Below are 24,850 nucleotides of genomic sequence, written 5' to 3' on the forward strand. Positions count from 1 at the left end.
TGCGCCATTACTAAGTCCTTCACGTATCTCAAAATCCGCACTCACTTCACTTGCGCATTCACATGGATCTTCTGCGTTTAAAATTTCAGGTTGTTCTTTTTTACATGCCCAAAAGAGGAGCAGTGAAAAAACGGCGAATATTAAAAGTTTAAACAGTGTTTTCATAACTGTTATTTATTATGAATGAATAATGTGTCAGCTCAATTTTTAATTGTCAATCTACCTCCACATGAATCACAACTTTTTGACCTTCGAAACCGAGGGTATTATAACTTTCAAATGTTTTGGATTTACGCTTGTTTTTGGTTACATCATAATCTCCGCTGAACTTAAAGGTTTGCTGCTCTACTTCTTCGGTGTAAAAGTCTCCGCAATCTTCTGGTGCCACAACACGAGAAATAGTGAATGTTTGGGCTTTATCGTTAAACTGCCAATAAAACTTACTTTTAGTAGTGTCACTCGACCATGTGCCTTCACAAACCGTTTCGTAAATGTCACAGTCTTGGATTTCCCATGTAGGAATTAATGTTTGATTCACGCCATCAACAGATAGTTCTTTCACCTCCCAATTCCCAGCTTTCATTAGTTGTTTGGAAGCACGTTTGTTTTTATCGCATGCTGAAAATAAAAATGCTGTTGCGATGAGTAATAATGTTAGTTTTTTCATAGAATAAAAATAATTACGAATTACGAATCAATCAATTAAGAATTCAAAAATTCATACTTGTTAAACTCAATTTACGGTGAATATATCATTTTTTTACTGTTTCACCAATCGTTTTACATGGCGTTCTCCACCAACAATTAAATGTACTAAATATATTCCTTTTGACAAAGATTCCGTTGCCAATTGATGTCTTGAATCTCCTGCTCGCAAAATTTGATTGTCGAACGCGGTTTTGAGCACTCTACCATTCATATCTGTAATGTACAGTTGACCATTAACTTCTTCATTTAATGATATATTAACTGCCACATTTCCATTAGTTGGGTTGGGGTAAATTTGGTTCTATATCGTTGTACAAATAAGAATAAAAAGTGTGTTGTTGATTTGAATAAATGTTTTGAATTTCGCCAGCATCCAATATATTGGAGTTCATATTTATCGTCTGATATTTGGCTACTGTTTGATTTACAGATCGTGGCACCCAATCAAACTCGTTTAAAAACTTTTGTCCATACGCAGGATTTGGAGAGTTAGTCGGCAAAGCATTATTTGTCGATGTTTGGTTATAATCCGTACTTACGTTGTTTTCGCATTGGCTAAAACTTGTGGATAAATTTAGCGCGCCCAAAATAAAGACAAGCACCAATGTTGTAGCTCTTATGATTCTCATGAATTTTTAATTTAATTTCCTTCCAAAAACTTCATATTTTATAACCCCCCCTACAGAAGGATGTCCAAACTCGTAATCCAAGTAAAACTGACCTTCTAAATCTAAAGAACATTTTCTGATATAAATGTCTTTACAATCCCATGAATCTCCCCCCCAATCTGTTATAGTACCGTTTATAAAGGCCCGATAGTTACGCCCCATTGTATAATCATATCCTACGCAATTACTTCCATTCCTGTCATAGTTATAAAAATCCAATCGTCTACAATCATTGTTCGACAATAAACCAGGTGCGGCATACGCCAAATCAAAATCAAAAACAATATCAAAAGAGTCAACTGAATTTTCTTCAGCAACGCGAAATGTTCCTTCCATAATACTAGAATCACAAAAACTATGAACGCCCATGTATTTTGTTATTGAATCGTAACCATCGTCATTCGGAAAACAAATGGTGTTTGGTTCTTTTTCCACTACAAGAGTAATCGGAATAAAGCTTCCTGCCCATTGACCCGGAAAAAACTTAGCTGTCTCTCTATCCGTTTCAATATCAGCACCTATATACCAAGTATATTCTGCATCAGCTTCTTTAGCTTTAAAATAGGCTGTTTTATTCGTCAAGATATCATCTGTAACTGTGTACATATTTATGGAAGGTGCTGCGCCATTAATAAGCCCTTCTCGTATTTCAAAATCCGCACTCACCTCACTCGCACATTCACACGGGTCTTCGGCATTTAAAATTTCAGGTTGTTCTTTTTTACATGCAAATAAAGCCAGTAGAAAGAGGAATGGTAGTAGTAAAAATTTTAGTAATGTTTTCATAGCATATATTAATTACGAATGACGAATCTGTTAATTACGAATTCGATCACTATTGGATTATAAATCTTTAAATTATTAATTTCACAGTTAAGGTAATGTTTCTTGTTAATGATGAGTTATTAATGAAAAAATTTTTCTTTTGCCTTCGACATTGGAGTTTCAATATCATTTGACGGATACCACCCTCTGTTATCGGCTAATAATTCCCAACCATTTTGTGGATTTGGTTCTATATCGTTGTACAAATAAGAATAAAAAGGGTGTTGTTGATTTGAATAAATGTTTTGGATTTCCCCTGCATCTAAAATATTTGAATTCATATTGATGGTTTGGTATTTTTCCACTGTTTGATTTACAGATCGTGGCACCCAATCAAACTCGTTTAAAAACTTTTGTCCATACGCAGGATTTGGAGAGTTAGTTGGCAAAGCATTATTTATTGGTGTTTGGTTATAATCCGTACTCACGTTGTTTTCGCACTGTCCATAAGCCACATGAATAAACACGCTAAATGTAAACACACTCAATATAATATATAAATGTTTCATATTTTTTAATTTAATTTTCTACCATTAACATTAAGTTCGATTGCTTCTGGATCATTAACATGCCAATATTCATAACTTAAAAACAGTTGATTATTTAAATCTAAGTAACACTTCTTAATCAAAAGATCACCACATTCGTGTGAGGCTCCTCCCCAATTTGAAAAAATACCACTTCTAAAGGCCCTATAATTCCGCGCCATGACATTATCATATCCCACGCAATTACTTCCATTCCTGTCATAGTTATAAAAATCCAATCTGGAACAATTACTGTTTGATAAAACACCCGGTGCGGCATACGCCAATTCTAAATCAAAAACAATATCAAAAGAGTCAATTGAATTTTCTTCAGCAACGCGAAATGTTCCTTCCATAATACTTGAATCGCAAAAACTATGAACGCCCATGTATTTCGTTATTGAATCGTAACCATCGTCATTCGGAAAACAAATGGTGTTTGGTTCTTTTTCCACTACAAGTGTAATCGGAATAACGCTTCCTGCCCATTGACCCGGAAAAAACTTAGCTGTCTCTCTATCCGTTTCAATATCAGCACCTATATACCAAGTATATTCTGCATCAGCTTCTTTAGCTTTAAAATAGGCTGTTTTATACGCCAAGATATCATCTGTAACTGTGTACATATTTATGGAAGGTGCGCCATTATTAAGTGCTTCTCGTATCTCAAAATCCGCACTCACTTCACTTGCGCAATCACATGGATCTTCTGCGTTTAAAATTTCAGGTTGTTCTTTTTTACATGCAAATAAAGCCAGTAGAAAGAGGAATGGTAGTAGTAAAAATTTTAGTAATGTTTTCATAGCATAATTTAATTACGTATTATCAATTACGAATTCGATAATTTTCAGGTTACAACATCTAAGTTACCTATTATTTAGATAATTCTAAAATCAATTCTTCTAGTTTTTCGATACGCTTTTGTAAAGATTCATTGTTGGTATCGTTTGATTCTGCTGCTGATAGTCGTTCTTCGAGTTCTAGCACGTATAAGGTCAATTCTTCTACTTTTTCAACTAAAAGTCGATTAATTTCTCCTATATCAGCGCCGTTTTCATCCACTTCAGTGGCTGTTGGCATGTTTGGTAAATGTTTGTGCGTGTTGATAAATGTTCTCAATTCCGCAAAAGTTCTTAATTTATAATCCGGTTGAAAAACATAATCTGGAAAAGGATTTAATGTTGTAATGTATCTTCTTGCATAAACATTTCCACCTCCTGTTACTTGAAAATTAGGTACGGAATTATCTGAGCCATAAGCTTCAATCACATTATTATTGTCAGTTGAGACTTTTAAGCGAAGTGCATACTTCAATGCATTATTAACTCTAATACTCATCCCATTATCGGAAGTATATACATTAAACTTACCATATTCATTACCGCTAGAGACACCTCCAATGGATACCCTACCCGAAGAATTATCAAACTTCATGGTTGCTCTAGGAATGGAAATAGTAAGATTACCATTTTCTCTATTTGAAAAAGATAAATTCTTTTGTGCCATCATGATCAAGCCTCCATCATTTTCTCCAATTCCAGTTACAGAATTTGTAATTCCAATTCGAGCAGTTTTTCCGAAATTAATTGGAAACACATAATTCTTCTGATAATTACCATTTCCTTGAGATGAACTATCTTCCATAATACTTGTTTGAGCACCATTATAATTGTAGTCTGCTACTCCATGTACTTGGAAGTTATACCTTGGTTTGACCGTATTCATGTTGGCTGTTGGACTTGTTCCTACACCGACGTAACCACTCTGCGCAGAGTTACTCGTATTTGTAGTCCATGGAGAGTTAAATTGAGCATAGTTGATAGTTGAGCAGCATAACATTGCTACTGCTAAAGAGATTTGTTTTATCCCGAATTATTAACTCCTATGATCGTTGAGCTCGCAGGCTCGGTTCACCAATCTTAAAGTTTAAGAATATTAACATTTGTAAGTCAGTATTTTAACTGTATTTCCTGTAAAATGTGAGAAACCCATTTTTGGGTATTTGTGTATTTGTAAGATTTTGATTTAATTTTGATCTATTCGTCGTTACAAGCCCTGCGAAATATACATATATTACTTTAGGTCTTGTGCCTAGAATAGATTTAAAATTAAATGCATGAATAATCCGGGTTATCATAAGTAGTAGTTTTTAAGACTTCAAAGATAAGATAAAACCAAATATTTTTAAAACTTTTCTCATGGATGGGTGAAAAAGTTATTCACTTTTGGGGACAGTAAAAGATTTTGTGTTATTGAAAACCAGGATTTATCAGTTATTATTTATTTCTAAAACAAAAGAATCGGATAGTAAGGTAATTACTTATTAATAATAAATACTGATTAAGGTCATTCTTGATCTTTAGGCCAATATCTATACTTTATTGTACTTTTGCAAAAAACAGAAAGACATCATTATGTATAAATATTGGGACAAAAAATCAGAGGAAGAAATTAAATCAATTGTTTTTGACGCATTAGCAAAAAATGTAAATTATGATGAGCAAAATGTTTTAGGTATCCCCGCTTCCTACCTCGACCAAAATGTTTTTAGTCAGGATGCAAGCTTTCTAAAAGATGCACCATTCCTTTCTACTTTGATAAAAAACCCCAATCACATTGGTTGTCATACTTTAGGGACATCAGAACCGTTTTTTGCGGGAACACATGAAATTGAGCGCGACCTTATCAAAATCTGTGCACATGACATTTTAAAAGGTGATGCAAATGAAGAGTTTGATGGATACGTTGCTTCAGGAGGCACAGAAGCCAATTTACAAGCAATTTGGATTTATAGAAACTACTTTAACCAAGAGAAAGGATTAAAAAATGAAGAAATTTGCATCTTAACTTCTACAGACAATCACTACTCGATGGATAAAGCAGGGAACATATTTAATTTGCCTGTTCAAAAAGTAGAAGTTACAGATGTTGGTCGATTTATTTCAGAAAAAACTGTTCAATCAGCAATAGATATTCAAAAATCAAAAGGTGTAAAAGCTTTCATTGTTGTGGCAAACATGATGACAACAATGTTTGGATCAGTAGATGAGCCTGAATTTTTTGCGACCGTTTTAGAAAGAGAAAATCTTGATTATTTTATGCACGTGGATGGTGCTTATGGTGGATTTTACTTTCCTTTTTCTCAAAAAGAACATCATTTAGATTTCAGAAATCCACATATTTCCTCGGTAACACTTGACGCACATAAAATGGCACAAGCACCTTATGGAACCGGTATTTTTGTGATTCGAAAAGGACTGATGCGATACGCAAACACCAAAGAAGCAAGTTATGTAGAAGGTGAAGACAATACGCTAATTGGTAGTCGTTCTGGAGCCAATGCAGTTGCGGTATGGATGATTCTTTCTAAATATGGTCCTTTTGGCTGGATGGAAAAAGTTTTTATTCTTCAGAAAAGAACGACCTGGATGTGTGAAAGATTAGCAGAACTGAAAATTGATTACTACAGACATCCTTCATCAAATATTATCACCATCAGAAGTAGATATGTAAAATCAGAAATAGCACAAAAATATGGTCTCGTTCCAGACAACCATAAATCTCCACAATGGAATAAAATCGTAATCATGGATCATGTTACAATTGAAAGGTTGAGTGAGTTGTTGGAAGACCTTCAGTAATGATGAATGATGAATGATGAATTTTTGGTTCATGATTTCATTATTAGAGAATAATCCAAAAGATAAACATGAATTCAAAGTATAACGTAGGGACGGTCTGCACACTGTCCTTTTTATTTGGAAACCAATCATTGATAAATAATAATATGTTTAACGTTTTTGGAGGTTTTTTAATGATGAATTATGAATGGCCTCATGATTTCATTTTTAGAGAAAATGTTTATCCCTTACTTTAATCATTAAATAGTGTTCTAAAAATCAATATTTTTTTTATAACAATATCCTTCGGAAAGCAATAAAAACAAGTTTTTGTGTTTCCACATCAGGATCTATTAACTTTCATTAATCGAATATTACCTTGGAAAACAAGCGGATAAGCAATTATTTTTTTATTGATTCATTAACGTTTTTGGGGTTATCAAATAATGAACGATAAACTTCTTTAACACTCATCTTCGCCATAGAACATACATTCCTCCGCTGATGAAATAGCACAGAATATCCCATGGGTCTTGCACATAAATGGTGCTTTGTGAAGGTAAATAAAACTCAAAAAAAAGAGAGAACATTGCAATACTTAGGAGCACTAATAAGGGTGGAAATTCGAGATTGGGCTTGTTTTGAACTTTTCTAATAATGGCTAACGCAAAAGTATTGACCAAAAAGATGCTGAGTAAATCTGCCAAGTAGCTTGAAACAAATAATGGAAAAACAACTTCAGTTTGTTTCAGACCATAATAAGTAATATAGATTAAGAAAAGAACAATGAATAATGGATGAGATATTGTTTTCTTCATCACTGATTTTTTATTAACCTACGACTGAAGCAGCTAAATACATAATTAGCATAACAATTCCGGCATAAAACATCCAAATTCCCATTAAAACATAATATAAAACCTTGAGCAGTGGATTTTTGGATGTTCGCAAATATTCCATTGCCTTTTTTAATTTCGAAGGAGGTTTGGGTGGATTTAATTTCAATTCCTCTTCTCGCTTAATGTCATCTTTGATTTCTTGACTAATAATGTAACCACAATGTTCACAAACCTTGGTATTTGTTGACCATTCTCTACATTGCATGCAAAGCGCTTTCTTTTTACTCATATCATATTAAACAAACAATCCAATAGCAAAGTTAACCTTTATTCAGGAGCATCAGTGCTATTTCTTTCTTTAGTATGAGAATAATTAATTTCTCTTTTTGGAATTGCTATTTTTATTCCTGCTTTGGCAAGCTCCTTTTTTATCACAGCTAACTGTTCCCAGTAAACTGGCCAATATTCCTCCCATTCTGTCCAACCTCTAACAGTAAAACGCAAACAATAATCCTCTATTTCATCAAGCCATGCGTCAGCTTCTGGATCTTTCATAATCGCTGCGTGTGATTTCATTACATTTTCACAGATTGAAATAACTTGATCTATATCCTCATCGTGCCCCACACGAATAGTTATTTCCACACGTCTTGTTTGATTTATTGTACGATTATCAATATCACTATTGGCTACATTTCCATTCGGCATAGTAATCATACGCCCATCATAGGTAGTAACACGTGTATAAAGAATATCTATTTTTTCAACAAAACCAAGCACTTCATTGACCTTAATCAAGTCACCAACACGAAAAGGCTTAAAAACGAGGATTAAAACTCCTCCAGCAAAATTGGCTAAACTACCTTGCAATGCTAAACCTACAGCAATTGCAGCACCACCAAAAGCAGCAATAAAAGATGTTGCCTCAATGCCGATAATTATACCAATTGTCGCAAACAATAGACCATAAAGAATAAAAGTAGCAAGACTATCGACAAAAGTCCTTAAGGATAATTCTGTATTAGCTTTACGCATTATTCTATTTAAAATGCGTTTAACTATTTTAATGACAACAATTCCTATTAAAAGAGCAATAACAGCCTTAATAACCGTTGGTCCGATATCCCACAAAAAACCGATTAATTTCTCTTCAATTTCAATAAAAAATTCTTTATCCATTGAATGTGATTACTTCTTTTTAAATTCGTTAATCGCATTTACAGTAAAATCTGAGAGCACTAATTCTCCACTTAAAGCAGCGCGTTCTTGAAGTAATTGATCCCAATTTTCAGTTCCTTCCCAGAATATTCCTTTTAACAATTTCATAGCTTCAGGATTAGAAGCCGATAATTTATTTGCTAATGTTTCAACAGCACTATCCATTTCTTCAACGTTGTCAAAAACTTCAGCAAACAAACCATTTTCTTTGGCCCATTCTGCACTTTGCCATTCTGTTGCATTAATCGCTAGTTGACTCATTGCTGAGGTTCCCACTTTTCGCTCTACAGCTGGTCCGACAACAAAAGGTCCTATTCCTATGGCTAATTCTGAAAGTTTAATAGCTGAGAACTTTGTAGCATAACAATAATCTACAGCAGAAGCTAGTCCAACACCACCTCCAACAGTTTTTCCTTGTACACGTCCAATAATCAATTTAGGACACTTTCTACATGCGTTAATTACGTTGGCAAAGCCCATAAAGAATTTCTTTCCAGTTTCTAAGTCCTTTATTGAAATCAATTCATCAAAACTAGCACCTGCACAGAAAGCTCTGCCTCCTTCAGATTTTAAAACAATAACTTTTACCTCATCCTTACCTCCTAGATCAGTTATGGTATCTGCTAACTTTTTTAACACCCGACCTGGCAAAGAATTACTTAATGGGTGATGAAAAATAACAGTAGCAATTCCTTTTTCATTAATTGAAAAATTAACATCTCCTTCGTTTATCGCATCTATCGTACTCATTATTCTCTTTTTTCGTTGACTTCCAAAATTACATATTTGTATTGAATTTAGAGGGTTTCAATTTGACAATTTATCACAAACGATGAAACAATCAGAAAATGTATTTAAACTCTTAAATAGCAAATTGTTCATCCAACAATAGGCACCAAGCTAGTTAATTGTTGGATTTTAATTATCTTTAACTGAAGGTTTAATATAAAAAACGCATGAAAAACAAGATCACCAAGGTTATTAAAGACTACACCGAGGGTTTTCTATCTTTAATTTACCCACAATTTTGTGTCATCTGTGGAAATGAATTAAATCAACAAAATGACCATTTTTGTTTTATGTGTGAACAGGATTTACATTACACCTATTTTGAAAAATATAAAGACTATACCTTAGCAGATGAAGTATTTTGGGGGAGGCTCAACATTGAAAGCGTTTATGCCTTACTTTATTACGAAAATGGCAATTCAACGAAGAATATTCTACACCAAATTAAATATAAAGAAGGAAGGTCTTTAGGCGTTCTTATGGGTGAAATGATGGGCAAAAAGATGAAAAACATGGAGGAGTTTAAAGATATCGATGCATTAATCCCCATCCCTATCCATTCCAAAAAATCATTCATTAGAGGATATAATCAAAGCTTACTTATCGCAGAAGGCATGAGTGAAGTAATGGAAATCCCAGTTTTAGATGCACTCTATCGTAAAACACATGATGAATCACAAACAAAAAAAAGCAAAGAGGAACGTTTAGAAAACGTAAAAGGAAAGTTTGCCTTAAAAGAAGGTGGATTAAAAAATTGTAATCATGTATTAATTGTTGATGACGTCCTTACGACAGGTTCAACACTTGAATACGCAGCTCGCGCCATTTATGAGAAGAAAGTAAAAGCAAAAGTGAGCTTAGGAACGATTGCTTTGGCTCATTAACATAAGAAATTGTTCTACTTTTGAGCTGTTTAAGATAAATAATGGGATCAACTTAGAACTTTGTCTTCTTTTGTTTGTGTTACAGTGAACTTATTAATTATTGTTATGAAGAAAATTTTATACTTGTCCATCGCTTTATTTTTCATTTCTTCTGCTTATGGTCAGAAAAAAGGGGTAATTACTGGAACGGTAAAAGATAAAAACTTACAAGATATTCTCATTGGTGTTTTAATTACCTTACAAAACGATACCGATACGTTAAAAACAAGAACAGATCTCGATGGGAAATTCAAATTTGAAGCGCCAGTCGGTAAATATAATCTTGAAACAAAATATGTAGGTTACGAACCTTTTACCGCTTTCAATATAAATATCAGTTCGGGAAATGCGGAGGTTTTAGAAATTGAACTTGAGGATCAATCGGAAGAATTTGGGGAAGTTACCATCAACGCTTCAAAAATGGTAAAAGCGACAGACATGACTACTCCATTGTCTACACAAAAATTAACCGCTGAAGAAATTAAAGTCAATCCTGGAGGAAACTTCGATGTTTCTAAGGTAATTCAAGTACTACCTGGTGTTGCAGGTGGAACATCTCCCAACAGAAATGATATAATTGTACGTGGTGGTGGACCTAGCGAAAACGTTTATTATCTCGATGGAATAGAAATTCCAGTATTAAATCACTTCCAAACACAAGGTGCTAGTGGAGGTGCTACAGGAATTTTAAATGTTTCCTTTATTCGTGATGTGCAACTGACTTCTTCTGCTTTTGATAGTCGATATGACAATGCTTTAGCTTCTACAATTGTAATTAAACAAAGAAATGGTAATCCCGACAAATTGAGTGGAAACTTTAGACTTTCTGGAAGTGAAGCAGCAGCAACACTAGAAGGTCCTTTAGGTAAAAAAACAACATTTATGGCTTCCGCAAGAAGATCATATTTGCAGTTTTTGTTTAAGCTCATTGATTTACCCATTCGTCCAGACTACTGGGATTTCCAATATAAAATCAATCACAAAATCAATAAAAAGACAGAATTGAATTTTATTGGAATTGGTGCTATAGACAATTTTAGACTGGCAGTTCCTGAAGATGCTGATGCTAATACAGAATACATCAACCGATCAAACCCATTAATTAAACAATGGAATTATACCGTCGGGGCATCATTAAAAAGGCTAATCAAAAATGGATATTTCACGGTTGCTCTGAGCAGAAACATGTTTTTTAATGGAGCCGATCGATATGCAAATAACGCCATCAAAGAAGGTCCGAAATTATTGAGCTTAAAAAGTCATGAAATTGAAAACAAATTGCGTTTCAATGTCAACAAGTTTATCGATGGCTGGAAAATAAGCTACGGATTGAGTGCTCAATATGTAAAATACGATCTCGATTTATTCAATACCATTCAGGATGAATTAACAGACTCCACAGGAACAGTTATTTCTCCTTCGATTAGTTTCAACACAGCTTCAAATATAGATTTTTACAAGTTTGGCGCTTATGGTCATGTGAGTAAGTACTTTTTGAAAGACAAACTTTTACTTTCTGGAGGTGTACGATCTGACATGAACACCTATACTGACAATGGACTCAATCCGCTTGAAACCATTTCTCCACGTTTATCTACCGCTTACTCTTTCAACGACAAATGGAATATTTCAGCTTCTGTGGGATCTTATTTTAAACTGCCTGTTTACACCGTTTTGGGTTATAGAGATATGAGCGGAGAGCTGGCCAATAAAAATTTAGACTATATCAATTCCATTCACTACACGGTAGGTGGACAGTACATTCCAAAGAAAGACCTGCGTTTTACCTTAGAGGCTTTCTATAAAGATTACAGAGATTATCCTGTTTCTTTAACCGACAGCATTTCTTTGGCAAATATCGGTACAGACTTCTCTACGGTTGGAAATGACACCTATGCCTCAACGGGAAGAGGTCGTGTTTATGGAGTAGAAGCTTACGTGCAGCAGAAATTGATCAATCGCCTATTTTATATCGTAAGTGCAACGGTTTATAAATCTGAATTTTCAGGCTACGACGGAGTTTTTAGACCTTCCACTTGGGATTACGGATTCGTATTTTCTACTACAATGGGATACAAATTCAAGAAAAACTGGGATTTAGGTGTAAAATACCGCGTTTCTGGCGGTCAGCCTTACACTCCTTTTGATTTATCAGCTTCTCGTCAAAATTACTTGACCACAGGAGTTGGTGTCTTGGATTACGCACAATTAAACAGTGAAAGATTGCCTATTTATCAGCAATTTGACATTCGTGTAGACAAGAAAATCAACTTTGATAATGTGAGTTTAACCTTGTTTGTGGATATTCAAAATCTATTTATGTTTGAAACACCAAGAACACCCAACTATACTTTCCAAAGGAATGAAGACAACACAGGATTTGAAACAACGGATGGAAATCCAATCAAGTCGGATGGTAGTAATGGTATTCCAGTTATTCTAACAGATCCTTCATCGACTGTTGTTCCTTCAATTGGGTTTATTTTTGAGTTTTAATAATCATGCAATTCAGATACTTGAAAAATCTAGAATAACGCACATGCTCGGACAATTATGTATATCATAAATGTTTAGAATAGGTAAACAGGGAGCTGAACAATTCTTGTAGCTCCCTATTTAATTTATCAATCACTTTAAGTTTACGGCATATTCATTAATGTTTTCGAAATCTGCATCCGTTGGGCGCAAATCCTTAACCATCAACTGCGGCGTGGTTTTTCCCCTGAAAGTATTTTCCTCAAGCGTAAAAACCATATCAAATGGTCCATTTTGAACAATTGCCAAAGAAGTTGGGCTTTTAAAAAATATAGCGTCTATATGTTTTTGAAAATCGGGTTGATAGACTTTCATTTTTAAATGCTCACCTTTCAATAATTTTGCATCATGCGCATAAACGTTACGTGCAACGAATAATGGTTTCATATTTTCCGGACCATGCGGCTCAAACTGTTTTAAAACACGCATCAACCTTGGGAGCTCATAAATTGACTCTGCAATATTAAAGAGTTGATTAAAAGGCAATTCTTTTTCGATGATTTGTTCTGGAATCAATGTTTCGCTTCCTATTCTTTTTTGCACTTCTTTTTCAAAAGCGTTTTCAAATCTTGATAAGTGCTCTGTTTTTAATGTAAGTCCAGCAGCATAATAATGCCCTCCGAATTTTTCTAAAAATGCACTACATTTATCTAAAACTTCATACATATCTATTCCTTTAATACTTCGAGCTGATCCCGTCCATGTTTCACCATCCTCAGCTTGAGTCATCACAATCGTAGGACGGTAATGTTTTTCTATCAATCTTGAAGCAACAATTCCGATAACTCCTTTATGCCAAGTATGATCATACACAACAGTAGTGCATTTATCGGTATATTGATTATCTGCTGCAATTTTCTCTAATGCATGTTCCGTAATTTCCTTATCTAAAGCTTTACGTTCATCATTAAACTCTTGAATTTCTTTGGCAATGCTCCGAACCTCCTCTTTATCTTGAGAAGTTAATAATTTTACTGCTTTTTTGGCATCATCGATTCGACCTGCCGCATTGATACGCGGTGCAATCGTAAAAACAATATCAGTAAATGAAAGTGGTTTTTCTTTTTTAGCCAAATTCAACATAACATCAATACCTAATCTCGTGTGTTGATTGAGTTGTTTTAATCCGTATTGCGAAAGCAAACGATTTTCTCCAGTTACCGGAACAAGATCTGCTGCGATACTAATGGCTAATAAATCCAATGTTTTAAATAATTCAACTTCGTCCCATTGATTAGCTGAGGTCAGTCCTTGTAATAATTTAAATCCTACACCGCAACCTGATAATTCTTTGTAAGGATATTCACAATCTTTACGTTTAGGATCTAAAACAATTGCATTGGGAATTTCATTTCCAGGTGTATGATGGTCACAAATAATCATATCTATGGCTAGAGAATTGGCTAAATCAACTTTTTCGTTGGCCTTTATACCGCAATCTAAAGTTATGACCAAGGAATATCCTTCCTTTTTAGCGTTTTTTATTCCTTTTTCACTCACTCCATACCCTTCATCGTAACGATCAGGAATGTAATAAGCAATATTTGAGGTATACTGTGATAGAAATCCATAAACCAAAGCGATTGCTGTTGTTCCATCAACATCGTAATCTCCATAAATGAGTATCTTTTCTTCTTCAGCTATGGCTTTATTTACACGTGCCACTGCACGATCCATACCTTTCATTAAAAACGGGTCGTGAAGTGCTTTCAATGATCCTCTGAAAAAACTTTTAGCAGCATCAAAGTCAGTTATTCCTCGTTGTACGAGCATATACGCAACAACTTCGGAGACATTCATTTCTTTTTTTAACGCATCAACAGTTTCAAGATTCGGCGCGTCTTTAAATAACCATTTTGTATTCATTTATAATTGATTTTTTAGGTGGTCTAATTCAAGTTAATGAAAATTATGAATTAAAAACAAATAAAGCATAAAAAAACATTAGCTGGCACTGACTTATTCAGTATGAATAATAAAAGTTAAGAATTTGTATGAATCGAGTAGATATAGACACGGTTCAATTCACTCACTTCAACATTCTTTCCGTTACCACCTCATTTTTATTGGCCAACTGTCCACATGCAGCATCAATATCTTTCCCTCGACTTCGACGCACGTTAACAATTATATTTCGTTCTTCTAGAAAAGCCGCAAATCGGTCTACTTTTTTAGCATCTGCTTGTTGAAAGTGAAAATCTTCAGGTTCACCTGTATTATCAATTGGATTGTATTCAATAATATTGACTTTACAAGGAACTATTTTACAGAATTGGGCTAATTCTTGAGCGTCCTCTAGTTCGTCATTAAAATCTTTAAAAATAATATATTCATAAGTTACGCGTGTACCCGTTTGCTTATAAAAATAGCGCAAAGCATCCGCCAAAGCTTCCAGATTGTTGGTCTCATTGATGGCCATAATCTTATCGCGTTTCTTATCATTCGCGGCATGAAGAGAGAGCGCTAAGTTAAACTTCACTTGATCTTCTCCTAGTTTTTTAATCATTTTAGCAATTCCAGCAGTAGAAACTGTAATGCGTTTTGGAGACATTCCCAAACCATCTTCAGAAGTGATTTTAGCAATACTATCTATCATATTTTTATAGTTTAGTAAGGGTTCGCCCATCCCCATATAAACGATATTGCTTAAATTTTGATCGTATTTGGTTTCTGAAAGATTTTTTAAATGCACTACTTGATCGACGATTTCTCCGGCAGATAAATTCTTTAATAGTTTCAACTTTCCTGTAGCACAAAACTTACATGCTAAACTACAACCTACTTGTGACGAAATACATGCGGTCATTCTGGTTTTGGTAGGAATTAAAACGCCTTCAACTACCTTCCCTACTCCGACATTAAATGCACATTTTATTGTTCTATCGTTTGAAACTTGTTGCTCATCTAAAGTAATATGGTCAATAAAAAATGTGTCCTTCAACTGACTTCGTAATTTAACACTCAAGTTAGTCATTTCATCAAAAGAGGCAGCATTTTTTTGCCACAACCACTCATATACCTGTGTAGCACGAAAAGACTTCTCTCCCATCGTTGTGAAAGCATTTTTCAAATCATTCTTACTTAACGACCGTATGTTTTTCTTCTTCTCCATAAATTGAGCTGCAAAGTTCGATGATTATTTTGAAATAGACAAGAAACAAAGCCAATACTAGTGAAACATTCACGAACATAAACCATCCTTCTACTTTTGTAATGATTGTCACTTTAAAATCAAGCGATTTCTTGTTATCTTTGCGTTATGAAATGGAAAGAGAGTAGAGTTCATAGCGTTCTTACAAACACATGTCCGAAGTGTCATCAAGGAAAGGTGTTTAAATATAGAAGTGTTTTTCATCTAAAGAAATTCGACAAAATGCATGAACGATGCAGTGAATGTGGTCACAAATATGAATTAGAAACCGGTTTCTTTTATGGCGCAATGTATGCTTCCTATGCCGTTACAGTTGCTTTTTCGGTGGCTACTTTCGTACTCACTTATTTAATTTACCCTGCGTCTCCATTTTGGATTTACATCATAAACATTCTTACTATTTTAGTGGTATTAGCACCGTTAAACTTCCGCTTAGGAAGACTAGTATGGATTAATTTATTCACAGGATACGATTCGGAAGCGATTAAAAATCATCAAGAAAAAAAGAAATCATGAGTCAATTTAAAGAAATTATAAAAGGTGAAACACCGGTGCTTGTAGATTTTCATGCAGATTGGTGTGGACCTTGTCAAACAATGAATCCCATAATAGATGAAATTAAACAGCATTATGGTGAAAAATTACGTGTTTTAAAAATTAATGTTGATAAGAACCAAGCAGCAGCGCAAAAATATAAAGTACGTGGAGTTCCTACATTTATTCTTTTTAAGAAAGGTGAAATTAATTGGCGTTCGGCTGGTGTTCATTCACGCGCAGATTTAAAATCCGTAATCGAAAAGGCACTTTAAATTCATGACAAAAAATAATGAACGTTTTGGAAAGCCCTACAAATTATGCAGCAAAACTGTTATCAGCAATGTCTTTGCAGCAGGAAAAGTAGAAAAAAAATATCCTTTCTTAATTCGATATCATTATGCAGCATTAAATACTGATGAAGCTTTTCAAGTAATGATTTCTGTTCCAAAACGTAAGTTTAAAAAAGCGGTCGATCGCAATAGAATAAAACGATTGATTAAAGAAGCAGTCCGGAAAAGAAAATACATTTTTGAGGAAAACCTGATTGCAAAAAACCAACAAATGGCAATTGTTATTATTTACACTGGAAATCAGGAAGAAAGCTATCATTCAATTTTAAACAAAATAGAAGCACTTTTTTTACGTTTAGACCAAAGAGAAAGCGCGTAAACTTCTTTTTCATTACCTTAGTCCTTCAATAATATTGATTTTATGAAATACATTTTTATCACATCTATTTTTTTAACTTTTGGATTTATTCATTCACTTCGCTCTCAATCAAATGGCTTTGAAGTGGTTAAAAACCTAGAATTATTTGATCTGATTTACATGAATTTAGATAAATTTTATGTAGACAATCCTAAAACTGGTGAAATTTCAAAAGCTGCCATTGATGCTATGCTACACGAATTAGATCCCTACACGGTATATTATCATGAATCAAATATAGAAGACTATCGTTTGATGACAACAGGACAGTATGGTGGAATAGGCGCTTTAATAAGAAAAACAGATGAATATGTGATCATTGCAGAGCCTTATGAAGGAATGCCAGCAGCAAAAGCAGGTCTAAAAGCAGGTGACAAAATAATTGCCATTGAAGGAAGAAGCATGAAAAATGTTGACTCAGAAACAGTTTCTTCCGCTTTAAAAGGAGCTAAAGGATCTTCGTTTCAATTAGAGTATGAGCGTCCAAACCAAGGCGTAAACACTGTAACTATTGAGCGAGATGAAATTAAAGTTCCAGATGTGCCTTATTCTGGAATGGTTGATGAAAAAGGAAAAATAGGATATATAAAACTGAGTTCCTTTACTCAGACTGCTTCTAGAAATGTTAAAAAAGCATACGATGATTTGGTAAGTGAAGGGATGGAAAAAGTTATTTTAGACCTACGTGGAAATGGCGGAGGTTTGCTTATAGAATCAATAAACATTGTCAACTTTTTTGTTCCTAAAAATGAAGAAATTGTAAAAACCAAAGGAAGAGTTTTAGATGAAAACCGTTCTTATAAAACAAAGAATGAACCAATTGACTTAGAAATTCCTGTGGTGGTATTGGTTGACGAACGGTCTGCTTCTGCTTCTGAAATAGTTTCAGGATCTCTTCAAGATTTAGATCGCGGTGTTGTTATTGGAAATACCACTTTTGGAAAAGGACTAGTACAGAGAACAATCGACTTGAAATATGGAGCAAAAATGAAGCTCACTATTGCAAAATACTACACGCCTTCTGGAAGATGTGTTCAAAAACTAGATTATTACCATAAAAATGATGGCAAGGTAGATGAGGTTCCCGACTCTTTAATCAATATTTTTCACACTAAAAATGGTCGAGAAGTTATTGATGGACGAGGAATAGAGCCAGACATTAAAATCGAAAGCAAAGAGATGTCAAGATTTTTGGCTGTTCTTATGAAGGAAAACATCATTTTTAATTATGCGACAATGTTTGAGCAAAAAAACCCTACAATTGCTTCGCCTGAAGCGTTTGAATTGACGGGAGCACAGTTTAATGATTTTAAGGCCTATGTATTAGACCAAGATTTTGAATATAAAACTGCAACACAAGAGCATTTAGAACAGGTTATGGAAGTTGCTAAAAAAGAAGGCTATGACGCTAAAATAAATGGTGAATATAAAAACCTACATAAAATAATAAGCGCATCAAAAAAAGATGATTTAGAATTATTTGAAGCACAAATAAAGGAGTTATTAACAAATGAAATAGTCTCGCGCTACTATTATCAAGAAGGTCGCGTAGTGAATGCTTTTAAGGAAGACGCTGCACTTAAAGAAGCTATTGAAGTACTAAACGATGAAAAACAGTACAACGCTATATTAAAACCTTAATTATTCATGTTAGATCGTTTATTGGGTTTTAAAATTCACGATTACCTTCAAGTATTAGGAATACTAATTTTGGCTTTTGGTTTACCCATGAACAAAGTTTTAATGTCCATTGGAACCATTTGGCTGGCGTCAAACCTTTTATTAAAAGCAGACTTAAAAAGCTATTGGAATCGTTGGAAACCAAGTGTTGTTTTCTGGTTTATCCTCGCTGTTTTAGCATTTCACATCTTGGGTTTATCCTATACACAAGATTTTGGATATGCTTTCAAAGACCTTAATACAAAACTGCCATTATTCGTTATTCCTATCGCTATTATCGGATATCCAATAGAAAAACGCTATTTCAATTTGATATTGATCGTATTTTTAAGTTCCCTGCTGATCACCTCTGGAATTAATTTTTACTATATGATTTTTCATCCATGGGAAGATTATCGTACATTTTCACTTTTTGGTTCACATATCAGATATGCCTTACTAATTGTTACAGGCGTTTTAGTTGCACTTTATTTATTTCTTCAAAAAAAGAAGTTTAGCATTATATTTCTACTCTGTTTAATTTGGTTTATAATTTATACGGTATTAAGTCAGGTATTAAGTGGATACATCGCCTTGTCATTTCTAAGTCTAGGCATATTTATCTATTTCATACGGCAAATAAGTTCAAGATTTAAGAAAACAATAGGAATATCTTTATTCTTGATCACAATAATCTGTGGAGTCTGGTTTTTGTACGCATATTTAAGTCCCGACAACCGTGAGCTTACTTTTGGTGAGCTTCCGAAAAAAACAGAATATGGGAATATTTACTATCATGATACAACCGTACTATGGTATGAAAACGGACACCATGTGCAATCGTTTATTGCTGGTGACGAATTAACAGAGGAATGGTCAAAAAGGTCTAAAACTTCATTAAAAGATACCACCTCAGACGGTTATTTATTGCGTGATATTCTTATTCGTTATATGACTTCCAAAGGCTTAACTAAGGATAAAAATGGAATGCAATCCATGGAGGCGAAAGACATTCAAAACGTGGAGAATGGTATAGCGTCAATAGCGCATACGTATGATGGTATTCATCGACAAATGCATCAATTAAAAAATGAAGTTTTTCATTATAGCGTTAATGGTGACCCTGATGGAAATTCATTGTTACAACGTATTGAACATTGGCGGGCAGCAATACACATCATTGAAAACAACTGGCTGTTTGGCGTTGGTACAGGAGATTTACAAAACGCTTTTGATTGGAGCTATGAGAATATAGATACCCGTTTAGACAAAGAGAACTGGAACAGAGCTCATAATCAATTTTTAACCTTTTGGGTTGCTTTCGGAGTGTTTGGCTTTATTATATTTTGCGTATTTTGGTTAGGTTTGTTTGTTTTTGGTTTACGTAATAACAAGCTATTGATTATCGGGTTCAGCTTAATAGCAATAAGTTCATTTTTGTCTGAAGATACATTAGAAACGCAACAAGGCGTTACCTTTATCGCTTTATTTCTAGGGTTATTTAGTCTTTATCAAAATTTCTTCTTTCAAAAGGATAAAGACAGTAAAAAATTATGAAGCTTTTATTTCTTCTAAAAAATCTTTTAATTTTTCGATAGCTCTACTGCGGTGACTTCTTTGATTTTTCTCACTTAAACTCATCTCAGCAAAAGTTTTACCGTAATTTTCGGGTTCAAAAATGGGATCGTAACCAAACCCTTCCATTCCACAACGCTCTTTTCTAATTTCACCAATCACAATTCCTTCAAAAAGATATTCTTTTCCATCCAAAATTAAAGCGATAACCGTTCTAAATTGCGCTTTTCTATCGGTGTATTGGCTCAATTTTTTCAAAACCAAATCCATGTTTTGCTCACTATCTTTTTCTGGCCCTGCATATCGTGCGCTATAAATTCCTGGTTCACCATTTAAAGCATCTATTTCTAAGCCTGTATCATCTGCAAAGCAATCAACATTATATTTATCATAAATATACCTTGCTTTTTGAAGTGCATTTCCCGCCAAATCAGGTTGGGTTTCGGGTATATCGTCCGTACACTGAATATCCTTTAAGGTTTTTACCTGCACATAGTCAGGAAGTAAACCTTGAATTTCTTTCGCTTTATTTTGATTTTGTGTAGCAAAAACAAGTGATCGCTTCTTTGTTTCCATATAATTTTATTTAAAAGTACGTAATATACATTTGATTGGGAGATACACTTAAGTCTCTAAAAAACAAAAAATCAACAACTTCATTATAATTATTCAATATTAGAAATAAAGGTCTCTAGATGTTCGTTAAATGCTTTCGCTTGTTCAAATGGGAGTGCGTGTCCTGCTTTTGGTACGATTACAAGTTGGGCATTTAATTGCTCTTGTAAAGCATGTGCATCAGCAACTAAAAATATTTCGTCTTCTTCTCCCCAAAGAATTAAAACAGGCACTTTAATGTTTAAATTTTCAAATTTCTTTCTGTTTCTTGGTAATTCTCTAAGCAACTTTCTTTGTTCTTTTGGATGTTTGCTAAAATAAACACCTAAGGTAAGCGCTCGAACATGATCTGTCAAAGGTGGTGCATTTCGAAAAGAAAACTCCATGAGTCGCTTGACTTCATCACTATTTTTTGGTACAAAGGCATCTTCTAGGTTCGCTGCACCAACTTTGTCACAAAAGGCATCTAATTCATCATCGGTAAAATGAACACCAGGAGAGTCGACTATAGTTAGTGAAGCCCATTTCTCCTTATACTTTTCTGCTAAACCTAAACTTACAAATCCACCATAAGAAATGCCAACTAAATGTATGTCTTTTATTGATAAATAATTTGTGAGTTCATGAATTGCTTCAATCTGTGAATCAAGATTGGGAGTTGCATCGCTAGTACTATGTCCAAACCAAAGCAAATCAGGTACAATGACACGGTAATCATCTTCAAATTCCTTTATTTGCTCTTTCCATGAAATCTTTCCATCACCACCAAAACCGTGTATAAACAACAAAACAGGAGCATTCTCCCGTTTGTTATCATAATAAAATATTTTATGTTGACTTAATTCAACAGAATGATCTTGAAAATCGTTTCTATTATATTTCTTGTGAAGATGTTGGTCGTATTTTTTTACAATGTTTTTACAACTTGACAAAGACAGTGTAAATAAACCAACAATTGCAATAATTAGCCGCAACATAGATTTTTATTTAACGTCCACCAAATTGTTTCATTTCTTCAACAGTTTTCAAAGTAAAGCCTTTAGGTATTTCTTGGCTAAAAACTTCGTCTGCTTTTTTCACCTTTCCTTTAAAACTGTATGCAACAATTTTAAAATTCATTTTACCTCTGGAGGAATGCAATTCAAGCGGCAGTCCAGGGATCTCTTCAAATAAATATTCTCCTTCTCTGTGTGCAGGAAGAATTTCTGTGGTATACCAAACAACGGACTCTTGTTCATCTGCTCCAACAATAATGGCTTTATTACATTCATATCCCATTACTTCTTTTGTTTCTCCAGCAATTAATTCAACCTCTTGCTTTTCCATTGCCATTCTTTGTTCGTCATCCATATCGTCTTCGGTAACTTTCATGGCAATCTTACCCATCATTCCATCTAATAAAACTAACGTGGTATCTTTATCTGATGCCGAAATGGTTTTGGTTGTCATCATTTCTCCCATAAAAAAATCTGATCGTGTATTGTTCTCAGAAAAATACATTTCTAGGGCGCTATTCTCCATTTGATCTACATAGGCAGACATTGCAGGATCATCGGAACTCACAAAAACATCATATTTAATTACTCCTTTTGTTTCTTGCCCTATTGTGTAGGCAGCAAAAAGTAAAAATGTGGTAAAAAGTAAAGCTTTAATTTTCATAATTCATAAAATAAAAAAACGAATGTTTTACCATCCGTTTTGATTCGTATTATTGCCCAGACATCTTACTGATCTCTTCCATGGTTTTTTCTGAATAACCTTCTGGAATTTTTAAACTGAACATATCTTTCGTTTCTTTTACTTTTGTTTTCAATTCTGTTGCTGTAAACGTCATGTTCATATTTCCTTCATCAACAGAAAACTCTAATGCTAATCCAGGTAATCCTTTTTTCATGTATTTAGATAACGCATCATTCCCTAATTGAATCTCTTTGGTATACCAGTAAACCAACTCAACATCATCCTCTGTATAGATAATTGCTTTTTTACAGGTGTAGCCTAAAATCTCTTTAGACTCATCAATTAATTCAACCTCGATATCTGCTTCTTCGGCATCAACCTCATCTTTATCTTCCTCATCAAATTTGGCAGCTTGCTTTCCTAACATACCATCCATGAGCAAAACACCTTTTCCTTTTTCGTTATCTACGATATTAGTGGTTGTTATTAACCCACCCATATTCATTTCTGTTCGAGACTTTTGATCTTTACTTTTTAATTTTAAAGTTGAACCTTGCATCATACCCATTTGAGCTTGAACTTCAGGGTCATCTGAGTGCATAGTAATTTCATAAGTTACTGCTAAATCTTGTGCTATTATAGTGCTTGCAGTAAATAATAGCGTTGCTAAAAGTGTTAATATTTTCATTGTGTTTATTTTAATTATCAAAAATAAGATTTTATTGTGGATAAATGAATATGTTTCCGCATCAATTTACTTGATATTCATTTCAAATCCAAATCCAGCTAAACAAGGTTTATGCCATAAACAAATTAGGTAAACGTTCCGTAAAACGGAAAAAGAAAGATAAAATGCTTCTTACTTATTTAAAAAAGGCCCTATAAACATCGTTTCCATTAGCAAACAAGAATAGTGAAATCAATAATAAAAAGCCAATCAATTGCGCATATTCCAAAACTTTTTGAGGTGCCTCTTTTCCAGTAATCATTTCATATAATAAAAAGACGATATGTCCTCCATCGAGTGCTGGGATGGGTAAAATATTCATAATTGCTAAAATTAAAGATATAAATGCTGTTCTAGCCCAAAACACTTCCCAATCCCAAGCTGGAGGGAACAAACTACCTATTGCACCAAATCCTCCAACGCTTTGTGCTCCTTTGGAGGTGAAAATTAAAGGTAGTTGAGCGGCATAATCATGCATTGTCCAAATCGCTTTATCAATTCCGCGAGAAATAGACTCACCAAATGTATAACTGCGATGGGTTGATTTTAACCATGCTGGGTTTTTGGGTATAAATCCAATGGTCTTTTTAGCATCGGTAAATGTTGAAATTTCTTGAAAAGAACCTCCGCGATAAAACCCGACCTTCACAGCAGTAGAATCGCCTTCTTGTTTTGCCAATTCTGCTTGTAGGTCATGAAAAAATGGTGTTTCCACTCCATTAATGGTTGTTATACTATCTCCTTTTTGCAAACCTGCAATAAAAGCATGTCTATTTTCCATTACTGAATCTACAACAACAGGGATTCTTGGAGAAAATGCCATTACTGCATCATTCTCCCACATCCAATCATCGACGTTTTTATCTAATGTGATGGTCTTTTTTTCTCCAGAAGGTTGCTGTACTTCAAGCTCCCTATATCCACGTAGAAAAATTTGAAAATTGATTAGGTTCACATTTTCGACAGCTTCTCCATCTACGGCAGTGATCACATCTCCATCTTCAATTCCTGTATTGAGCTCTGCGAAATTTTTATTTACTGCCACGCCGTATTTCAGGGTATCATTGCTCACTACATTGTCTCCCCATGCGGCAACAACCATTATATAAATAAAGATTCCAACGACAACATTCACAATTACTCCTGCAGCCATAACAATCAAGCGTTGCCATGCAGGTTTTGAGCGAAACTCATCTTCTTTTGGGGGTTCAGCCATTTGATCTGTATCCATTGACTCATCGATCATTCCTGCAATTTTCACATAACCTCCTAAAGGCAGCCAACCAATTCCCCATTCTGTGTCTCCAATTTTCTTTTTCAATAAAGAAAACCACGGGTCAAAAAACAAGTAAAATTTTTCTACACGAATCTTAAATGCTCGTGCTGCGAGGTAGTGACCAAATTCATGTACAGTTACAAGAATAGCCAATGAGAGTATGAGTTGAGCAGCTTTAATCCAAAAATCCATAATTTGTGTAAAATTGAGATTGCAAATATGAGAATAAATCATTCATTAATGACAATTCTATGAGAATTAACTATAATG

General features: G+C 34.2%; 26 protein-coding genes. 8 read left to right on the forward strand and 18 right to left on the reverse strand.

The genetic code is table 11. The features are described from left to right. Nucleotides 1-214 precede the first annotated feature (214 nt). The 7 genes from CW751_RS13405 to CW751_RS13435 all read right to left on the reverse strand — a co-directional run bounded on the left by CW751_RS13405 (nucleotide 215) and on the right by CW751_RS13435 (nucleotide 4,567). Nucleotides 215-667: a hypothetical protein gene (locus CW751_RS13405; RefSeq protein WP_101335542.1), complete on the reverse strand. Its 453-nt coding sequence runs from the start codon at nucleotides 665-667 to the stop codon at nucleotides 215-217. 93 nt (nucleotides 668-760) lie between these two features. Continuing rightward, nucleotides 761-976: a T9SS type A sorting domain-containing protein gene (locus CW751_RS13410; RefSeq protein WP_165779311.1), complete on the reverse strand. Its 216-nt coding sequence runs from the start codon at nucleotides 974-976 to the stop codon at nucleotides 761-763. Nucleotides 977-983: 7 nt separating this feature from the next. Then, on the reverse strand, nucleotides 984-1,337 hold the full coding sequence (locus CW751_RS13415) for a hypothetical protein (RefSeq protein WP_101335544.1): 354 nt from the start codon (nucleotides 1,335-1,337) through the stop codon (nucleotides 984-986). A gap of 6 nt (nucleotides 1,338-1,343) precedes the next feature. Then, nucleotides 1,344-2,162: a hypothetical protein gene (locus CW751_RS13420; protein WP_101335545.1), complete on the reverse strand. Its 819-nt coding sequence runs from the start codon at nucleotides 2,160-2,162 to the stop codon at nucleotides 1,344-1,346. Nucleotides 2,163-2,281: 119 nt separating this feature from the next. After that, nucleotides 2,282-2,710, reverse strand: a complete 429-nt coding sequence (locus CW751_RS13425; RefSeq protein ID WP_133122227.1) for a hypothetical protein — start codon at nucleotides 2,708-2,710, stop codon at nucleotides 2,282-2,284. Between the two features lie 5 nt (nucleotides 2,711-2,715). Continuing rightward, entirely contained in the window at nucleotides 2,716-3,531 is an 816-nt protein-coding gene (locus CW751_RS13430) for a hypothetical protein (RefSeq protein WP_101335547.1), read from the reverse strand. A 70-nt stretch (nucleotides 3,532-3,601) separates the two neighbouring features. Beyond that, entirely contained in the window at nucleotides 3,602-4,567 is a 966-nt protein-coding gene (locus CW751_RS13435) for a hypothetical protein (RefSeq protein WP_101335548.1), read from the reverse strand. Nucleotides 4,568-5,142: 575 nt separating this feature from the next. Between CW751_RS13435 and CW751_RS13440 the strand changes: the two genes are divergently transcribed. Next, nucleotides 5,143-6,369, forward strand: a complete 1,227-nt coding sequence (locus CW751_RS13440; protein WP_101335549.1) for a pyridoxal phosphate-dependent decarboxylase family protein — start codon at nucleotides 5,143-5,145, stop codon at nucleotides 6,367-6,369. 449 nt (nucleotides 6,370-6,818) lie between these two features. Here the strand turns inward: CW751_RS13440 and CW751_RS13445 are convergent, their stop codons facing one another. Genes CW751_RS13445 through CW751_RS13460 form a run of 4 tightly spaced genes read right to left on the reverse strand, consistent with a single transcriptional unit; the run spans nucleotide 6,819 to nucleotide 9,155 of the window. After that, nucleotides 6,819-7,166 carry a hypothetical protein gene (locus CW751_RS13445; RefSeq protein ID WP_101335550.1) on the reverse strand — a complete coding sequence of 116 codons (348 nt, stop codon included), beginning with the start codon at nucleotides 7,164-7,166 and terminating at the stop codon, nucleotides 6,819-6,821. A 13-nt stretch (nucleotides 7,167-7,179) separates the two neighbouring features. Continuing rightward, nucleotides 7,180-7,476 (reverse strand): hypothetical protein, encoded by a 297-nt coding sequence (locus CW751_RS13450; RefSeq protein ID WP_101335551.1) that lies wholly within the window; start codon nucleotides 7,474-7,476, stop codon nucleotides 7,180-7,182. A gap of 38 nt (nucleotides 7,477-7,514) precedes the next feature. Next, the gene (locus CW751_RS13455; RefSeq protein ID WP_101335552.1) at nucleotides 7,515-8,366 is read right to left on the reverse strand and encodes a mechanosensitive ion channel family protein; all 852 of its coding nucleotides are present in this window, start codon (nucleotides 8,364-8,366) and stop codon (nucleotides 7,515-7,517) included. 9 nt (nucleotides 8,367-8,375) lie between these two features. Then, nucleotides 8,376-9,155 carry an enoyl-CoA hydratase/isomerase family protein gene (locus CW751_RS13460; protein WP_101335553.1) on the reverse strand — a complete coding sequence of 260 codons (780 nt, stop codon included), beginning with the start codon at nucleotides 9,153-9,155 and terminating at the stop codon, nucleotides 8,376-8,378. A 206-nt stretch (nucleotides 9,156-9,361) separates the two neighbouring features. Here CW751_RS13460 and CW751_RS13465 point away from each other — a divergent pair, with 206 nt between their 5' ends. Then, complete coding sequence (locus tag CW751_RS13465; RefSeq protein ID WP_101335554.1) at nucleotides 9,362-10,078, forward strand: ComF family protein; 717 nt, start codon at nucleotides 9,362-9,364, stop codon at nucleotides 10,076-10,078. Nucleotides 10,079-10,183: 105 nt separating this feature from the next. Next, complete coding sequence (locus CW751_RS13470; protein WP_101335555.1) at nucleotides 10,184-12,613, forward strand: TonB-dependent receptor; 2,430 nt, start codon at nucleotides 10,184-10,186, stop codon at nucleotides 12,611-12,613. 132 nt (nucleotides 12,614-12,745) lie between these two features. On the opposite strand, the gene recJ is transcribed toward CW751_RS13470, so the two are convergent. Further along, on the reverse strand, nucleotides 12,746-14,518 hold the full coding sequence (gene recJ / locus CW751_RS13475) for a single-stranded-DNA-specific exonuclease RecJ (RefSeq protein ID WP_101335556.1): 1,773 nt from the start codon (nucleotides 14,516-14,518) through the stop codon (nucleotides 12,746-12,748). A 163-nt stretch (nucleotides 14,519-14,681) separates the two neighbouring features. Then, entirely contained in the window at nucleotides 14,682-15,764 is a 1,083-nt protein-coding gene (gene rlmN, locus CW751_RS13480; protein ID WP_101335557.1) for a 23S rRNA (adenine(2503)-C(2))-methyltransferase RlmN, read from the reverse strand. Between the two features lie 147 nt (nucleotides 15,765-15,911). On the opposite strand from rlmN, the gene CW751_RS13485 reads away from it, so the two are divergent. From CW751_RS13485 to CW751_RS13505, 5 genes are read left to right on the forward strand one after another with little or no spacing between them, the layout of a single operon-like run. After that, the gene (locus tag CW751_RS13485; RefSeq protein ID WP_101335558.1) at nucleotides 15,912-16,319 is read left to right on the forward strand and encodes a DUF983 domain-containing protein; all 408 of its coding nucleotides are present in this window, start codon (nucleotides 15,912-15,914) and stop codon (nucleotides 16,317-16,319) included. Beyond that, a complete protein-coding gene (gene trxA / locus CW751_RS13490) occupies nucleotides 16,316-16,612 on the forward strand; it encodes a thioredoxin (protein ID WP_101335559.1) in 297 nt (98 codons plus the stop codon). Before CW751_RS13485 ends, trxA begins: the two co-directional genes overlap by 4 nt. A gap of 4 nt (nucleotides 16,613-16,616) precedes the next feature. After that, nucleotides 16,617-17,009, forward strand: a complete 393-nt coding sequence (gene rnpA / locus CW751_RS13495; RefSeq protein ID WP_101335560.1) for a ribonuclease P protein component — start codon at nucleotides 16,617-16,619, stop codon at nucleotides 17,007-17,009. A 42-nt stretch (nucleotides 17,010-17,051) separates the two neighbouring features. Further along, a complete protein-coding gene (locus tag CW751_RS13500; RefSeq protein WP_101335561.1) occupies nucleotides 17,052-18,689 on the forward strand; it encodes a S41 family peptidase in 1,638 nt (545 codons plus the stop codon). Between the two features lie 6 nt (nucleotides 18,690-18,695). Continuing rightward, the gene (locus tag CW751_RS13505; RefSeq protein ID WP_101335562.1) at nucleotides 18,696-20,264 is read left to right on the forward strand and encodes an O-antigen ligase family protein; all 1,569 of its coding nucleotides are present in this window, start codon (nucleotides 18,696-18,698) and stop codon (nucleotides 20,262-20,264) included. Here the strand turns inward: CW751_RS13505 and CW751_RS13510 are convergent. The 5 genes from CW751_RS13510 to rseP form a co-directional block, all read right to left on the reverse strand. Further along, the gene (locus CW751_RS13510; RefSeq protein ID WP_101335563.1) at nucleotides 20,259-20,858 is read right to left on the reverse strand and encodes a non-canonical purine NTP diphosphatase; all 600 of its coding nucleotides are present in this window, start codon (nucleotides 20,856-20,858) and stop codon (nucleotides 20,259-20,261) included. The genes CW751_RS13505 and CW751_RS13510 overlap by 6 nt on opposite strands. Nucleotides 20,859-20,947: 89 nt before the next feature. Then, nucleotides 20,948-21,874 (reverse strand): alpha/beta fold hydrolase, encoded by a 927-nt coding sequence (locus CW751_RS13515; protein WP_101335564.1) that lies wholly within the window; start codon nucleotides 21,872-21,874, stop codon nucleotides 20,948-20,950. 10 nt (nucleotides 21,875-21,884) lie between these two features. Beyond that, entirely contained in the window at nucleotides 21,885-22,556 is a 672-nt protein-coding gene (locus CW751_RS13520; RefSeq protein ID WP_101335565.1) for a DUF4412 domain-containing protein, read from the reverse strand. Between the two features lie 49 nt (nucleotides 22,557-22,605). Next, nucleotides 22,606-23,265 carry a hypothetical protein gene (locus tag CW751_RS13525; protein WP_101335566.1) on the reverse strand — a complete coding sequence of 220 codons (660 nt, stop codon included), beginning with the start codon at nucleotides 23,263-23,265 and terminating at the stop codon, nucleotides 22,606-22,608. Nucleotides 23,266-23,440: 175 nt separating this feature from the next. Next, nucleotides 23,441-24,772, reverse strand: coding sequence for an RIP metalloprotease RseP (gene rseP / locus CW751_RS13530; protein ID WP_101335567.1), 1,332 nt, complete (start codon nucleotides 24,770-24,772; stop codon nucleotides 23,441-23,443). Between the last annotated feature and the right edge of the window lie 78 nt (nucleotides 24,773-24,850).

The sequence above is a fragment of the Brumimicrobium salinarum genome (genome assembly GCF_002844555.1).
Taxonomy (GTDB): Bacteria; Bacteroidota; Bacteroidia; order Flavobacteriales_D; family Crocinitomicaceae; genus Brumimicrobium; species Brumimicrobium salinarum.

Bases quoted from the DNA above. Each gene is read 5' to 3' on its own strand.
- CW751_RS13405 (WP_101335542.1), bottom strand. From the start codon at position 667: ATGAAAAAACTAACATTATTACTCATCGCAACAGCATTTTTATTTTCA.
- CW751_RS13415 (WP_101335544.1), bottom strand. From the start codon at position 1,337: ATGAGAATCATAAGAGCTACAACATTGGTGCTTGTCTTTATTTTGGGC.
- CW751_RS13420 (WP_101335545.1), bottom strand. From the start codon at position 2,162: ATGAAAACATTACTAAAATTTTTACTACTACCATTCCTCTTTCTACTG.
- CW751_RS13425 (WP_133122227.1), bottom strand. From the start codon at position 2,710: ATGAAACATTTATATATTATATTGAGTGTGTTTACATTTAGCGTGTTT.
- CW751_RS13430 (WP_101335547.1), bottom strand. From the start codon at position 3,531: ATGAAAACATTACTAAAATTTTTACTACTACCATTCCTCTTTCTACTG.
- CW751_RS13435 (WP_101335548.1), bottom strand. From the start codon at position 4,567: ATGTTATGCTGCTCAACTATCAACTATGCTCAATTTAACTCTCCATGG.
- CW751_RS13440 (WP_101335549.1), top strand. From the start codon at position 5,143: ATGTATAAATATTGGGACAAAAAATCAGAGGAAGAAATTAAATCAATT.
- CW751_RS13445 (WP_101335550.1), bottom strand. From the start codon at position 7,166: ATGAAGAAAACAATATCTCATCCATTATTCATTGTTCTTTTCTTAATC.
- CW751_RS13450 (WP_101335551.1), bottom strand. From the start codon at position 7,476: ATGAGTAAAAAGAAAGCGCTTTGCATGCAATGTAGAGAATGGTCAACA.
- CW751_RS13455 (WP_101335552.1), bottom strand. From the start codon at position 8,366: ATGGATAAAGAATTTTTTATTGAAATTGAAGAGAAATTAATCGGTTTT.
- CW751_RS13460 (WP_101335553.1), bottom strand. From the start codon at position 9,155: ATGAGTACGATAGATGCGATAAACGAAGGAGATGTTAATTTTTCAATT.
- CW751_RS13465 (WP_101335554.1), top strand. From the start codon at position 9,362: ATGAAAAACAAGATCACCAAGGTTATTAAAGACTACACCGAGGGTTTT.
- CW751_RS13470 (WP_101335555.1), top strand. From the start codon at position 10,184: ATGAAGAAAATTTTATACTTGTCCATCGCTTTATTTTTCATTTCTTCT.
- recJ (WP_101335556.1), bottom strand. From the start codon at position 14,518: ATGAATACAAAATGGTTATTTAAAGACGCGCCGAATCTTGAAACTGTT.
- rlmN (WP_101335557.1), bottom strand. From the start codon at position 15,764: ATGGAGAAGAAGAAAAACATACGGTCGTTAAGTAAGAATGATTTGAAA.
- CW751_RS13485 (WP_101335558.1), top strand. From the start codon at position 15,912: ATGAAATGGAAAGAGAGTAGAGTTCATAGCGTTCTTACAAACACATGT.
- trxA (WP_101335559.1), top strand. From the start codon at position 16,316: ATGAGTCAATTTAAAGAAATTATAAAAGGTGAAACACCGGTGCTTGTA.
- rnpA (WP_101335560.1), top strand. From the start codon at position 16,617: ATGACAAAAAATAATGAACGTTTTGGAAAGCCCTACAAATTATGCAGC.
- CW751_RS13500 (WP_101335561.1), top strand. From the start codon at position 17,052: ATGAAATACATTTTTATCACATCTATTTTTTTAACTTTTGGATTTATT.
- CW751_RS13505 (WP_101335562.1), top strand. From the start codon at position 18,696: ATGTTAGATCGTTTATTGGGTTTTAAAATTCACGATTACCTTCAAGTA.
- CW751_RS13510 (WP_101335563.1), bottom strand. From the start codon at position 20,858: ATGGAAACAAAGAAGCGATCACTTGTTTTTGCTACACAAAATCAAAAT.
- CW751_RS13515 (WP_101335564.1), bottom strand. From the start codon at position 21,874: ATGTTGCGGCTAATTATTGCAATTGTTGGTTTATTTACACTGTCTTTG.
- CW751_RS13520 (WP_101335565.1), bottom strand. From the start codon at position 22,556: ATGAAAATTAAAGCTTTACTTTTTACCACATTTTTACTTTTTGCTGCC.
- CW751_RS13525 (WP_101335566.1), bottom strand. From the start codon at position 23,265: ATGAAAATATTAACACTTTTAGCAACGCTATTATTTACTGCAAGCACT.
- rseP (WP_101335567.1), bottom strand. From the start codon at position 24,772: ATGGATTTTTGGATTAAAGCTGCTCAACTCATACTCTCATTGGCTATT.